General features: G+C 39.4%; 11 protein-coding genes. 8 read left to right on the top strand and 3 right to left on the bottom strand.

From position 1 onward, the window contains the following. Positions 1-10: 10 nt before the first annotated feature. Entirely contained in the window at positions 11-1,588 is a 1,578-nt protein-coding gene (locus ACYQ2D_RS06180) for a response regulator transcription factor (RefSeq protein WP_459784910.1), read from the top strand. A 120-nt stretch (positions 1,589-1,708) separates the two neighbouring features. On the opposite strand, the gene ACYQ2D_RS06175 is transcribed toward ACYQ2D_RS06180, so the two are convergent. Together ACYQ2D_RS06175 and ACYQ2D_RS06170 are read right to left on the bottom strand one after the other, a co-directional pair. Beyond that, a complete protein-coding gene (locus ACYQ2D_RS06175; RefSeq protein WP_459784909.1) occupies positions 1,709-2,785 on the bottom strand; it encodes a pyridoxal-phosphate-dependent aminotransferase family protein in 1,077 nt (358 codons plus the stop codon). 94 nt (positions 2,786-2,879) lie between these two features. Further along, entirely contained in the window at positions 2,880-3,422 is a 543-nt protein-coding gene (locus tag ACYQ2D_RS06170; protein WP_022303695.1) for an ECF transporter S component, read from the bottom strand. Between the two features lie 256 nt (positions 3,423-3,678). Between ACYQ2D_RS06170 and ACYQ2D_RS06165 the strand changes: the two genes are divergently transcribed. The 3 genes from ACYQ2D_RS06165 (at position 3,679) to ACYQ2D_RS06155 (ending at position 6,624) form a co-directional block, all read left to right on the top strand. Continuing rightward, positions 3,679-4,713, top strand: coding sequence for a LacI family DNA-binding transcriptional regulator (locus ACYQ2D_RS06165; RefSeq protein WP_117455216.1), 1,035 nt, complete (start codon positions 3,679-3,681; stop codon positions 4,711-4,713). 36 nt (positions 4,714-4,749) lie between these two features. Then, positions 4,750-6,108, top strand: coding sequence for a M20 family metallopeptidase (locus tag ACYQ2D_RS06160; protein ID WP_444139097.1), 1,359 nt, complete (start codon positions 4,750-4,752; stop codon positions 6,106-6,108). Positions 6,109-6,213: 105 nt separating this feature from the next. Next, positions 6,214-6,624 carry a peptide deformylase gene (locus ACYQ2D_RS06155; RefSeq protein WP_022303698.1) on the top strand — a complete coding sequence of 137 codons (411 nt, stop codon included), beginning with the start codon at positions 6,214-6,216 and terminating at the stop codon, positions 6,622-6,624. A 200-nt stretch (positions 6,625-6,824) separates the two neighbouring features. On the opposite strand, the gene ACYQ2D_RS06150 is transcribed toward ACYQ2D_RS06155, so the two are convergent. After that, positions 6,825-7,619 (bottom strand): Cof-type HAD-IIB family hydrolase, encoded by a 795-nt coding sequence (locus ACYQ2D_RS06150; protein ID WP_022303699.1) that lies wholly within the window; start codon positions 7,617-7,619, stop codon positions 6,825-6,827. Between the two features lie 260 nt (positions 7,620-7,879). Here ACYQ2D_RS06150 and ACYQ2D_RS06145 point away from each other — a divergent pair, with 260 nt between their 5' ends. The 4 genes from ACYQ2D_RS06145 (at position 7,880) to ACYQ2D_RS06130 (ending at position 14,856) form a co-directional block, all read left to right on the top strand. Next, the gene (locus ACYQ2D_RS06145) at positions 7,880-9,499 is read left to right on the top strand and encodes a mannitol dehydrogenase family protein (RefSeq protein WP_459784907.1); all 1,620 of its coding nucleotides are present in this window, start codon (positions 7,880-7,882) and stop codon (positions 9,497-9,499) included. 120 nt (positions 9,500-9,619) lie between these two features. Next, positions 9,620-11,356 carry a S8 family peptidase gene (locus tag ACYQ2D_RS06140; protein WP_459784905.1) on the top strand — a complete coding sequence of 579 codons (1,737 nt, stop codon included), beginning with the start codon at positions 9,620-9,622 and terminating at the stop codon, positions 11,354-11,356. 119 nt (positions 11,357-11,475) lie between these two features. Further along, the gene (locus ACYQ2D_RS06135) at positions 11,476-13,416 is read left to right on the top strand and encodes a bifunctional metallophosphatase/5'-nucleotidase (RefSeq protein ID WP_459784903.1); all 1,941 of its coding nucleotides are present in this window, start codon (positions 11,476-11,478) and stop codon (positions 13,414-13,416) included. Positions 13,417-13,485: 69 nt separating this feature from the next. Continuing rightward, positions 13,486-14,856 carry an MATE family efflux transporter gene (locus ACYQ2D_RS06130; RefSeq protein WP_459784902.1) on the top strand — a complete coding sequence of 457 codons (1,371 nt, stop codon included), beginning with the start codon at positions 13,486-13,488 and terminating at the stop codon, positions 14,854-14,856. Positions 14,857-14,878 lie beyond the last annotated feature (22 nt).

Here is a 14,878-nt window from a genome sequence, read left to right as displayed (position 1 = left end):
TGGTGAAGTGATGTTTCAGACATTATTAGTGGATGATGATTTTCTTGTAAGAAGTTATTTAAAAACACTTGATTCATGGGAAAAAGAGGGATATGAAGTTGTACGTGATGTACAGGATGGGGAAGAAGCCCTTGAAGTGATGAATCAGGAAAAAATTGATATTGTTGTGACAGATATTTCAATGCCGCTTATGGATGGAATTGAATTAATTAAGGCTGTAAAAAAGAACTGGCCGGAAGTTTCTGTGATTGTGCTTAGCTGTCATGATGATTTTGAATATGTAAAAGAAGCAATGCGGCTTGGTGCAGATGAATATATTTTGAAAAACACCTTGGATGAAAATTCACTTTTAGAAGTATTAGAGAAAGCGAAGGCTCAAATAGAGGCAAAAAAGGCAAAGACTACACAGGAGAAACATACAAAAAAACTGATTCAGATGGGCAGTCATACATTAAAATATCATTTCTTTAATGGAGTTCTTTCTCAAATTTTAGAGGGAGAAGTGCGGGAACAGAAACGTCTGGAAGCGCAGATAGCAGGCAGTTATAAAAACAGTGCGGTGATTGCGATGTTTATGCATGACTGGAATCGTCAGAACAGGGAGTGGACACCACTGGAAGCGGAACAGTATTCATTGGAATTTCGGACGGGAATCGAGAGTGAAATCGAAGCTGTGTTAGGCGAAGAAAATGAATTAAAAGAAATTATCTATCTGGGAGCCGGAATTTTCTGTTGTTTTCTGGATTTATCAGAAATGAGAAGAGACTCTTTGATGCGCCAGAGACTGACAGATGTTGCCGGAGCCTGTTTTCGATTTTGTAAAAAAGAGCCGTATTCCTTTGGAATCAGTGTAAGCAGTATCTGTATTGGAGTACAGGATGGACTTCGTCAGGCATATCAGCAGGCAAGACAGATGATGAAATATGGATTTTATGACAGAGACAGCATTTTGTACTATGACTGTCAAAAAGAAGTTTCAAGAGAGCTTCCAAAGAGTGCAGAAAAGCTGATTCATCAGGTTCAGAATCAAACAGAGAATACAGAAGAAGAACTGGAGCAAGAGGCTGTGACACTTATTTCTGAGGCAAAACAGAAGATGACGGATGGCAGAATTTTAGTTCAGTGGCTTCACAAATTGGATGAAAGTGCATACATTGAGCGAAGTGCACAGGTGTATACGGAGATTGCTTCGATTGAACAATTTAAAATGGCTTTAGAAGAAAGCGTGCAGGAAGTCTGTAAGCATAGCGAAGAGGAGATTCCAGAAGGGGTTTCTCATACGATAAAAGTGGTGCTCTTGTATCTGCATCAGCATTATAAAGAACAAATCAGCCTACAGGATGTGGCAGAAGAAGCAGGAGTGAATTCGGCATATTTAAGTTATTTATTTAAACAGGAAATGGGAATCGGATTTGCCAATTATCTGCAGGAATGTCGGATGCGCTGTGCTGAAAAAATGCTCTGTGACACGAACTTAAAAATCAAAGAGGTTGCAGAGGTAGCAGGATTTAATGATTATCATTATTTTTCTAAGATTTTTAAGAAATACCACCACTGCAGCCCGGCGGATTATCGCAAAAAGCAGTAAAAAAATGAGATGCACTTGTGTTGTTCAAAGTGCATCTCATTTTGGTTTTCGTTACCGAGTGTACGGTATCATTGACTTTCAGATAAATAACGTAGCAGATGGAAATTTATCCAAGTTATTTTATTTTCCCAAGATTTCTTTTAATGCCTGTAATACTTCATCCACATCTTTTTCATTTGCACTTTCTCCCATATGCCCGATACGGATTAATTTTCCACCAAAGCATCCAAAAGAGCCGGCAAGCAGAATATTATAATCGTTTCTCATTTTTGAGAGTATTTCTTTATCTGTAAAACCTTCCGGAACTTCAAACGTAGTAACGGTATTAGAATAACCGGAGCGTGGATATAAGGTCAGTCCCATTTCTTTTAAAGTGGTTCTGGTCTTTTCGGCTACTTTTGCATGACGTTTTAAATGCTCCGGATCATTTTTGATATTTTCAAGTGCCTGACGCAGACCATAGATGTCGCTTGCAGGCATGGTATAAGGGAACCACTTTTCTTCATAGTAATGTTCAAATACTTTTAAGTTTGCATAGAAAGAAGCAATTGGTGTCTTACGCTGATTCATGACATCTTTTGCATCCTGGCTGATGGTAACAATAGTCAGTCCCGGAGGTGCGGAAATTGCTTTCTGAGAACCACCACATAAAAGGTCAATCCGGTAATCATCGGCTCTTACTTCTTCTCCGAACATCGCAGATACGGAATCGACAACGGTGAGGATTCCATAGGATTTTAATAATGGGCAGATTTTAGAAATATCGTTTAACATACCGCTTGGTGTATCGCAGTGCACGACTGTGGCATATTTAAAATCGTGCTGTTCTTTTAAGTATTCGGCAAGTTTTTCAGGGTCAACCGGCTTGTCATAATCTACAGTATAGAGAGTTGGAATGCCGCCATACATGGTTACGAAATCTTTAAAAGATTCGCCGTAAAGTCCATTATCAATGACAAGGACACGGTCACCTGGTTCGGTGATAGAAGCACAGGCAGCTTCAAGACCGAGGATTCCCTCTCCATCAAGAATTAAAGTTTCATTTTTGGTGTGTAAGAGTTCACTTGCCAAAAGGCAGGTTTCTTTGTAGTATTCACAGAAATCGGCATCTAAATCTGGATTTTGAAATTCCAGGCTTCTTGCCATGCGTACATTTTCCCGTACCTGAGTCGGACCTGGGGTCATCATTTTATACATCTGTTTACGCTCCTTTATAAATTATTTTTTGAATTTTTGACTTTAATTTAGTATACCAAAAATGACCGCCAATCGGCAGTCATTTTTGAGTTTTTTATTTTACGAGTTTCTGAAGACGTCCGATTACCAGTAAAACGATAACGGCTGCAACGCCAATCTGAACCAGATTTCCCGGAATAGAAGCAACAGGAGCGGCCCAGTTTCCATAGATAAAGCCTTCGGCGATATAGTAACCTACGACTTTAATCACACAGGCAACTGCGATTGCAAGGACATTCCATCCAAAGCCTTTTCTTTTTTCGGTAATGGCGCCGACTGCAAATCCCATCAGTCCTACAATTACAAGAGTAAATGGTGCCCATGCAGTCCATCCGGACAGTAAATCAAATAATCCCATTCCGACACCGCCTGCGATTGCACCGGTTTTCTTGCCAAATAAAATTGCACCGATGAAAAGCGGAACATTTCCAAGATGGATTAAACCGCCGTTTGCAGCGATTGGAAGTTTGATGTTTACAAATGCAGTAAATACATAAGTCAAAGCGATAAACATTGCTGTAATTGTAATAAAGCGAATCTGTGAACTGGTTGTCTGTTTTTCGGCAACCGGAATGGCTGTATTACTTTTTTCAATCATTAAATTTTTCCTCTCTTTCTCTCTGTCGGTACTCGCAAAATCAAAAACAAGAAGATTCTGAGAGTACACACGATTCATCTTATCTTGAGTTTTAAGTATCATAACGAAAAACAGGCTTGCTTAAAATAGCCAGTTTTCTAAAGTTTTACCAGTCCAGTTGCGTTTGGAACATTTGCCAAGAGGAATGGAATGTGGTACAATAGGAGAAAATTTTGCGTGCCCCAGAACGTAGAGAAGAAATGAGGAAAAGAAAAAAATGGGTGTAACAATCAGGCAGATTGCCGAGGCAGCAGGGGTGTCAAGAGGAACGGTTGACAGGGCGTTAAATAACAGAGGGCGGATTCGTCCGGAGGTGGCAGAGCGGATTCAAAAAATTGCAGAGGAAATGGGATATCGCCCGAACCAGCTTGGGCGGGCACTTTCGATGAGTAAAAATAATATTAAAATTGGAGTGATTGTTCAGGCATGTGAGACCCCATTTATGAATGATGTGTTAGAAGGTGTAAAAAAAGCGAAAGAAGAAGTAGACAACCTTGGAGGAACGGTGATTGTCTGCAAGATTCCACATATCAGTGCTTCGGACACAATTGAAGCAATGGAAGAGATGCGAAAGGACGGAGTCAGCGCAATTGCAATGGTTCCATCGGATGAAGAGGCCGTCAAAGAAAAAATTCGTGAATTTACAGGAGTCTATCAGATTCCGATAGTGACATTTAACTCAGATGTGCCGGATACCGGAAGACTCTGTTTTGTCGGGCAAAATGGTATTCAGTGTGGAAAGGCAGCAGCAGGTCTGATGGGAGAATTGGTAAACGGAACGGGAAAAATTGCCATTATTTCCGGATATCGGACGAACCCTTCTCTTAGAGAACGTGTGGATGGGTTTACAACACAGATAAGAGAAAAGTATCCAGATGTGGAGTTGGTCGGACCAGAATATTGTTTTGAAGAAAATGAAAAAGCAGAGAAAATTACAGAGGAAATATTAAAAGAAAATCCGGATTTGAAAGCAATTTATATGACCTCCCATGGAGAATCGGGTGTGTGTATGGCATTAAAAAAGAAAGGCATGGCAGGAAAGATAAAAATGATAGCCAATGATTTTATGGGGGAAAACTACAGGCTCATGAGAGAAGGTTATATTCATTTTTTGATTGGACAGGACGCTTCGATTCAGGGTTACGAACCGGTTATGATTTTATTTCGTCTGCTGTTTCATGCAGAAGAACCGGAAAAAGAATTAATTTATACAGAAATTTATATCCGAAATGAATATACGATTCCGGAATAAAAATAAATAAAGTAGAATAAAAACAGGAGGATTATTATGAGTATCAAAGAACAGATTCATGATTTATCAGATGAAATGATAACAAATATTGGCAGACTGGTTGCGATTGATTCCCAGCTTGGAATGCCTGGAGAGGGAAAACCGTTTGGGGAAGGACCGGCAGAGGCACTGAAAGAAGGACTGAAAATTGCAGAAGAACTTGGATTTAAGACCGTAAACTTAGATAATTATTGTGGTTACGCTGAAATGGGAGAGGGAGAAGAGATTGTCGGAATTGCCGGACATCTTGATATCGTGCCGGTTGGCGGAGACTGGACTTATGACCCATTTAAGCTCACAAGAGAGGGCGATTATATCTATGGACGTGGAACGACAGATGATAAAGGTCCAGTCATCGAGGCACTTTATGCGATGAAACTTCTGCGTGATTCGGGTGTGAAACTAAATAAGAGAGTGCGTCTTATTATGGGCTGTAACGAAGAGACCGGTTCAAAATGCATGGAACATTATAATGAAGTCGAAGAGGAGTTATCCTGTGGATTTACGCCGGATGCAAATTTCCCATGTATTCATGGTGAAAAAGGTCATATGTCCATGGTGGCATATTCAAAAAATACAAAAATTATTTCTATGAATGGCGGATTTGTTTCAAATGCAGTCTGCGATGCGTGTACAACTGTGATTCCGGCAGAAGCGGGATTAAAAGAAAAATTAGAAGAAATTTTAGCAAAGACAAAGCTTCAGGAATATCAAGTGACAGAAGAAAATGGAACAATCCGTATTTATGCAAAAGGAGTTCCGGCGCATGCAAGCACACCGACACTTGGAGTGAATGCAGCAGGAGTAACCTTTGAGAGTCTTGAAAAAGCAGGATTTGAAGATGATTTTGTGAAATTTTATAACAGTCACATTGGAACATCCTGTGATGGAGCTGGAATCGGATTAAAATTTGAGGATGAATACGGTGATTTGACTTTATGTAATGGAATTGTCAAAACAGAAAATGGTGTCATTTCCTGTACGATTGATATTCGAGTTCCGGTGACTTTAAAAGCAGAGGATGTGCGTAAGATGTGCGAAGGAAAACTTGAAGATGAAAACGGACGAATTGAAATTCTTGAAATCGGCGACCCGTTGTTCTTCCCAAGGGAGTCTCCGCTTGTCAATGCACTCTATAAAGCGTATGTGGATGTGACAGGTGATACCGAGAATGAACCGATGGTAATCGGTGGCGGAACTTATGCAAAATCCCTTAAAAATATTATTGCATTTGGACCGGAGAAACTGGGAATTGATTATCGGATTCACAGTGCAGATGAGTATATGCTGGTTTCGGGTATGGAAGAAGCGGTGCTGATTTATATGGAAGCAATTAAAAATCTTTTGGAGATTTGACAGAAAAGAGAGACGTAATATTTATGAGAGAATCGGATGCCGGATGGACATTATGAAGATATTATTCCGCATTATTATGTGTTGTAAAAACAGGAGAGAAAAACAATGGTAAAACCAATTATGAGAGATGTCTTTTTCTTAAATCAAAAATCAGAGCCGGCAATGAAAGAAGACATTCAGACAGCAGTGGATTTGCTGGATACATTAAAAGCCCATGAGGATGGCTGTGTTGGCATGGCAGCAAATATGATTGGGGTAAAGAAGTGCATTATTGCAGTGAATATGGGATTTTTAAATGTGGCAATGCTTAATCCGAAAATCGTGAAAAAATCTGGAAAATATGAGACTGAAGAAGGCTGTCTGTCCCTTGAAGGGGTACGAAAATGTACCAGATATCAGGAGATTGAAGTTGAGTATGAGGATATGAATTTTAAGAAACAGAGGCAGAAATATTCTGGATGGACAGCACAGATTATTCAGCATGAATGTGACCATTTGGAAGGGATTATTATTTAACCAAATCAAGTAAGTCCCCTGCTTCAATTGCGAAAAGCAATAAGCAGGGGTGGGGACTTGCTTGTATCAGGAGGGGCAAGCCCCTTCTGATAAGCTGCGTAGCAGCTATTTGGTTATGAGCAAGTAGCGAAGCGGATTGCGAATATCCACTTGACTCAGGTGGTAGCAGGGAAAAAGTTTTATTCCTGCTACCTATTGCATTATAAAAATGATTTTAACACTTCTAACACTCCACTTTCCCAGTAAGGTGCACAGGTTGATTTCGCCGCTTCGATTACCTCTGGACGGGCATTGGAAACAGCATAGCTGGTTCCGGCATTTTTTAACATTTCAATGTCGTTGAGATTATCACCAAAGCAGCAGATTTCATCAGCATTCAGTTGATATTTTTCCATTAAAAAGGAGATAGCAGTCCATTTGCTTACTCCAAGCGCATTGCAGTCCACCCATTCTTTTCCGGCAACTGCAAGCTGAGCTTTTTCCTTCCAGGAAGGAATGAAAAGAGGAGTACACATTTCTTCACAGGCAGTTGGATGATAAATGGTAAATTTAATGATATCCTTTGATTCTAATTTAGATAAGTCATCGATTTCTTTCATTTCAAACCCATAAGAATCTCTTAACCAGTGGAACATCTGGCTGCCTCCATCTTCTGCAAAACAGTAATCCGGTGTAGCGGCAAAACAGTCACAGGATGGAAGTTTTTCTTTAACCATCTGATACATATTTTTCCAAAGTTCATCTGACATTGGATAAGTTTTTAAGATTTCATTTGGGGTGCGGACGACGGTTCCGCCATCTGAAATATATAACAGTTTGTCTTTGATTGAGGCAAAGAGTTTCTTTTCACTTGAAAACTGACGACCGGAGCAGACAACAAACAGAATTCCTTTCTGGGTTAGCTGTTCAATCACGGTCATGTACTCCGGATTAATCATGAGAGTTCCGTCTTTTACTAAAGTTCCATCAATATCAGTTGCAATTAATTTTATCATAAGAAAAAATCCTCCAGGAAATAAGATAAAGCTATACTTAAAGATAATTATAAGTGAGATTTTATTTTGATGCAAGAAAAAGGGTGGTTCGGTTTTGGTAAAATTTATAGTGAATCTGTACAAAATCCATTGATAAAAATTATAATTTTTGTCAATGGATTTTTTTTGAACGGAGATATATACTTAACTTACAATTAAGATATAAACATAAGTGGAAAGTAAAACTTGATGCAAGATAAAATTAAGGAGAAAATTACGACATGAAATTAACAATGGATGGGATCAAAAATCGTGAAGCATGGGAGAAAGCAGGAATTCAGCTTCCGGGATATGATGTGAAAGAGGTTTCGGAAAAAGCGAAAAAAGAACCAAGATGGGTACATTTTGGAATCGGAAATATTTTCCGTGTGTTTATCGGTGGAATTGCAGATGGTTTATTAGAAGAAGGTGCATTAGACCGTGGACTTACCTGCGTAGAAACATTTGATTATGATGTAGTGGATAAGATTTATACTCCTTATGATAATCTGGGCTTAAGCGTTATTCTTCATGGAGACGGAAGCCGTGCATATAAAGTGCTGGGTTCTCTGGCAGAGGCAGTAAAAGCGCAGTCATCTAATGAGACACAGTGGAACCGTTTAAAAGAAATTTTTACAAGTAAGTCGTTACAGATGGTTTCTTTTACAATTACAGAAAAAGGATATGCATTACAGAAAGCAGATGGCACATGGTTCCCATTCGTACAGGCTGATATTGAAAATGGTCCGGATAAAGCGACAGGAGCAATGGCAGTAGTAGTGGCAATGTTGTATGAAAGATACAAGGCAGGAAAATACCCATTGGCTTTGGTTTCCATGGATAACTGTTCTAAAAATGGTGCAAAACTTCGTGAATCTGTACTGACTATGACAGAAGAATGGAAAAAAGCAGGATTTGTAGAGGAAGGATTTGTTTCTTATGTCAGTGATGAAAAAGTAGTTGCGTTCCCATGGACTATGATTGATAAAATTACTCCTCGTCCGAGTGAAAAAATTGCAGATGATTTGGAAGAACTTGGCATTGAAGAAATGCAGCCGGTTATTACAAGTAAAAAAACTTATATTGCACCGTTTGTAAATGCGGAAAAACCACAGTATCTGGTTATTGAAGACAATTTCCCGAACGGTCGTCCGGCACTGGAGAAAGGCTTTGGTGTTTATATGGCTGACAGAAATACTGTTAATTTATCAGAACGTATGAAAGTAACTGTATGCTTAAATCCGGTACATTCCGCTACAGGACCTCTTGGAGTCGTACAGGGATATGACTTATTTGCCCATATGTTAAATACAAATGAAGACATGATGAAAATGGCACGTATGATTGCTTATGATGAAGGTCTTCCGGTTGTCCCAAATCCTGGAATTCTCTCTCCACAGGCGTTTGTAGATGAATTATTCAATGACCGTTTCCCGAATGAATATTTAGGGGACACCAATATGCGTCTCTCTGTTGACGTCTCTCAGATGGTGGGAATCCGTTTTGGAGAAACCATCAAAGCTTATGTTGAAAAATTTGGAGATGCAAAAAAACTGACAGCGATTCCACTCGGAATTGCCGGATGGCTTCGTTACATGCTTGGAGTGGATGATGAAGGAGAAAAATATGAATTAGCTCCGGACCCAATGAATGAAGAAATTCAGGAACAGTTAAAAGAGATTGTAATCGGAAAACCGGAGACATTTACAGACCAGTTAAAACCGATTCTTTCTAACGAGCGTCTGTTCTTTGTTGATTTGTATACAACAGGTGTGGCAGAAAAGATAGAAGAAATGTTTAGAGAAATGATTGCAGGAAAAGGAGCAGTAAGAGCAACCATTCATAAATATGTAAATCAGTAATAGAAAATAATAGAAAGAATCGATTCAAAAGGTGATTCTCCAGAAGGTGGAGAGTCACCTTTTTTGTACAGAAAGATTTACTCAGCATACACTATAAAAAATGGAAAAGAAAAAAGCCAAATGGAAAATCAAAAACTGGAAAATCTATTAAATCTGGCATTGAATGCCACACCGGAGGAATTGGAAAAATCAGAAAATTTATCGGTTGGTTATGAAACAGAACAAGGAAAATGGGAGGTAATTGTAAAATATTCTGGAGAACCGGAGATTTTTGAAAATCCGGAAATCCAGACCGTAAGGCTTTTGGGAGGTTTTGCAATTTTAACGCTTTCACAAAATCAAATAGAGAGATTGGCAAATGACGCAGGGGTTGAATTTATAGAAAAACCCAAGCGTTTATTTTTTGCCGTAAATGAGGGACGATCGGCTTCTTGTATCAATTCAGTGCAGGATGAGTCTTTTTTGCAGGGAAATTCCCTGTTTGGAGAGGGAGTTCTAGTTGGATGTGTGGATTCGGGAATTGATTACAGTCATCCAGATTTTTGTAATGAAGATGGAACCAGCCGGATTTTGCGGCTTTGGGATCAGAGTGTATCGGGAAATCCACCAGAGGGATATGAGATTGGAACGGAATATACAAAAGAGCAAATAGAGGAAGCGTTGGCAAAAAGGACTTCCGCAGAGCGGTATGCGGTTGTTCCGAGTCGAGATTTGAGCGGGCATGGAACAGGTGTGATGGGAATTGCAGCAGGAAATGGGAGAGCGTCAAAAGGAGTCTATCGGGGAGTTGCACCCAAAAGTGAATTGATTGTGGTGAAACTTGGAAATCCAAGAGCAGAAGGATTTCCGAGAACAACGGAATTGATGCAAGGAATTGATTACTGTATCAAAACGGCAGTCAGGCTTGGAAAACCACTTGCGTTAAATTTGAGTTTCGGAAATAATTATGGTTCGCATGATGGAGAATCCCTGCTTGAATTTTATCTGGATACCGTGGCAGTTATCGGAAGAAATGTTATCTGCGTGGGAACCGGAAATGAAGGAAATAAAGCAACGCACACTTCGGGAGTACTGGGTAATTCAAATGAAGTCGTTCCCCTGCAAATTGGAGATTATGAGCGGAGCATCAACCTGCAGATTTGGAAACAGTATGTAGATGAGATAGAGTTTTCTTTGGAACACCCAAATGGAGAGGTTGCAGGACCATTTCGGGAAGAGCTTGGAATACAGAGATTTCGCTTGGGAGATACAGAGATTTTGATTTACTATGGAGAGCCAAAGCCATTTAGTACGGCACAGGAAATTTATCTGGATTTTATTCCGGTTAATACTTATGTGGATACCGGTGTCTGGAAAATTAATCTGATTCCGAAAAAAGTTGTAGATGGAACGTATGATATGTGGCTTCCATCGGGAAGTGTGCTCAACCAGGGGACGAGATTTCTTTATCCAATGCCGGAGACAACGCTTACGATTCCTTCCACAGCACAGAAAGTGGTTTCTGTCGGAGCTTATGATTCCAGATATCAGGCGGTTGCGGACTTTTCAGGGAGAGGCTATACAAGAGAAAATCGTCTGATAAAGCCAGATATCGCAGCACCAGGAGTAAATATTATGACAACAGCGGTGGGAGGGGGATATCGGACACAGAGTGGAACTTCCTTTGCAACGCCATTTGTAACCGGAAGTGCAGCACTTTTAATGGAATTTGGAATTGTGAGAGGAAATGACCCGTATTTATATGGAGAGAAAGTGAAAGCGTATTTGATTCGAGGGGCAAGACATTTACTGATAGAACCGTATCCGAATCAATTGTTGGGGTGGGGAGCGTTATGTCTTAAAAACAGTATTCCATAAAACCAAAAGAAGCAAAAATCTTAAATCAGAAAATACAGTCACCTTTGGTTTTCTGGTTTGCGTTTCTTTGTGTTAGATGATAAAATTAATAAGAAATATAAAGAGGGCAGGTTAAGATTATGATGAAAATATGGAAGAAGGCGGTAGGAATTTTGCTCATAGCCGTAATAGTATTACCTTTAATGACAGGCATGCAGGTTTGGGCAAAGACAGAGCCAAAACAGCTTGATATATTGTTTACCCATGATACGCATTCTCATCTGAACAGTTTTACAACAATAGTAAATGGTGAGAAAAAAGAGGCAGGTGGTTTTGCGAAATTAAAAACATTGATAGATGAGCATAAGAAAGTGAATCCAGATACACTTGTACTGGATGGTGGAGATTTTTCAATGGGAACACTGGTTCAGACGGTATATGACACAGAGGCAGCAGAAATTAGGATGCTTGGTCAGATAGGATGTGATGTGACCACATTGGGAAATCATGAATTTGATTATCAGTCAAAGGGACTGGCAGATATGTTGAATGCAGCTAAAAATTCTGGTGATACAGTACCGAGTCTGGTATTGTGTAATGTAGACTGGGATGCAATGGAAGAAGCAGGTTTAAGTGAAGGTCAAAAGCAGATACAATCAGCATTTGAGAAATATCAGGTGAAGGATTATGTAGTTGTTCAGAAAGGTAATACAAAAATAGCGGTACTTGGTGTATTTGGAAAAGATGCACTTGTCTGTGCTCCAACCTGTGAATTGGTATGGAAAGACCCAGTGAAAGCGGCAAAGCAAACAGTAGAAAAAATCAAAAAGAAGGAAAAGGTAGATATGATTGCCTGCGTGTCTCATAGTGGAACATGGGATGAGGCAGACAAATCAGAAGATGAGATTCTGGCAAAAGAGGTTCTGGATATTGACTTGATTATTAGTGGGCATACACATTCACAATTAGACAAACCAATTCAACATGGAAATACCTATATTGTATCCTGCGGTGAATATGGAAAAAAACTTGGAACAATTTCCATGACACAAAAGGATGATGGACGGTGGAAGGCAACCTCTTATGAGCTGATTCCGGTATCAGATGAAGTGAATCCGGATGAGACAACGCAGGCAAAAATTGATGCATTAATGGATACGGTAGATATAAATTATCTTGCAAAGTTTGGATATACAAGAAAAGAAGTACTTGCAGAAAATGATATTGAATTTAATAGTCTGGATGAAATGAGCACGAGGCATGAGGAATTAAATCTTGGTGATATAATATCAGATGCTTATGTATATGCAGTGGAAAATTCAGATAACTACGATGGAGAGCCGGTAGACGTGGCGGTAGTCCCAAGTGGGACGGTACGGGATACTTATGCGAAAGGAGAAATTACGGTAGAAGCTGTCTATAATTCTTTTTCACTGGGAATCGGAAAAGATGGGCTGGCGGGATATCCTTTAATTAGTGCTTATCTGACTGGAAAGGAATTAAAGCTGGTAGCAGAGATTGATGCTTCGATTTCAGATTTTATGACAACTGCAAGATTGTATTGCAGTGGGTTGAATTTTACCTTTAATCCGCACCGGATGATTTTAAATAAAGTGACAGATTGTTATCTGACCGGACAGGATGGAAAACGAGAAGAAATTCAGGATGATAAACTCTATCATGTAGTAACAGACCTTTACACAGGACAGATGTTAGGTTCTGTGATGGATATCTCTTATGGTTTATTATCAATCATTCCGAAAGACAAAGAGGGAAATCCAATTGAGGATTTGGAAGAATACGCAATTATGGAAGAAAATCAGGAACTAAAAGCATGGGTTGCAATTGCAAGGTATATGCAGTCCTTTGATGATACAGACGGCGATGGGATTGCAAATGTATCTGAGTATTATGCAACCACACATGGACGTAAAGTAGTAGAAAATAGCAGAAACCTTGTTCAATTGTTGAAAAATCCAAACAAGTTTTTTGTGTTAATGATTGGAATCGTTACTGTGGCAGTTTTGATTGTTTTGTTATTGATTTTCTTTATTCGAAAGGTACTCCGCAAACGGAGATAATCATAGTCAAGGGTGACGGAGTTTTCTATAATGTAGCTTTATCCTAAAAAAGAAAAGGAATGAGTAAAAATGAAGAGAATTGATTTTGAAAATGGAACTGTGACGGGAAATATTCTTGGTGCAGCTCTTCCAATGCTTGTAGCGCAAATTTTGAGTCTTTTATATAATATTGTAGATCGTGTGTATATCGCAAGAATTCCAGAGGTGGGAACGGCAGCACTTGGCGCAGTAGGGTTATGCTTTCCTTTGGTTGTAATTATTACTGCATTTGCAAATCTGTTTGGAAGCGGTGGTGCTCCGTTGTTTTCTATCTACAGAGGAAAGAAGAAAGAGCAGGAAGCAGGACGTATCATGAATACCTCGTTTTCGATGGTCTGTTGCAGTGCGGTTGTCTTAATGATGATTGGATTACTATTTGCCCGGCCGCTTTTGATTTTATTTGGAGCCTCAGAGAGCGCCTTGGTTTATGCATATCCGTATATGATGATCTATCTGATTGGAACACTGCCATCTATGGTTGCAGTAGGAATGAATCCTTTTATCAATGCTCAGGGACATTCAACAATCGGAATGTTTTCGGTTGCAATTGGAGCAATTGCAAATTTACTACTTGATCCGTTGTTTATTTTTGTATTGAATTTTGGAGTGCGTGGTGCAGCAATTGCAACGGTACTTTCTCAGAGTCTGTCAGCAGTATTTGTTTTGTTCTTTCTTACCGGAAGAGCTGAATTAAGAGTTCATTTTCTTAAGAAAGAAGAGATTTCGGAATGCATCGGATATGCGAAGAATATTGTCAGTCTGGGCACTTCTGGATTTATCATGCAGCTTACAAATAGTCTGGTGAGCATTTGCTGTAATAATGTGCTTTCTGTCACAGGTGGAGATATTTATATTTCTGTTATGACGATTGTTTCGAGTGTGCGTCAGTTAGTAGAAACTCCGATTTATGCAATGAATGAGGGTGCTTCCCCTATTTTGAGTTATAACTATGGAGCCCGTCGTCCGGCACGTGTGCGAAAAGCAGGAGTTATAATGGCAAGTATGATTTTGGGATATACGGCTGTTATGTGGAGTGTAATTATTTTAGCACCTCATGCGCTAATTCGGATTTTCAGTTCAGATGAAGTACTAATGAAAGATGCTGTGATTGCATTAAAACAGTATTTTGCAGCATTTATCTTTATGGATCTGCAGTATATTGGACAGACAGTATTTAAGTCACTTAATAAAAAGAAACAGGCAATCTTTTTTTCTCTGCTTCGGAAGGTATTTATTGTTGTTCCACTGACTTATCTGATGCCTTATGCGTTACATATGGGAACAAGAGGTGTATTTCTGGCAGAGCCGGTATCAAATGTGGTTGGTGGAAGTTTTTGTTTTATCACAATGTTAAGTACCATATTGCCAGAATTAAAACGTATGGAGAATTCTGCAAAATAAAAAATAAAAAAAATGCTTGCAT

It is taken from the genome of Blautia stercoris, from assembly GCF_054657695.1.
Note: the sequence above shows the minus strand (reverse complement) of the source record. Positions and strands in the feature narration are given on the sequence as shown.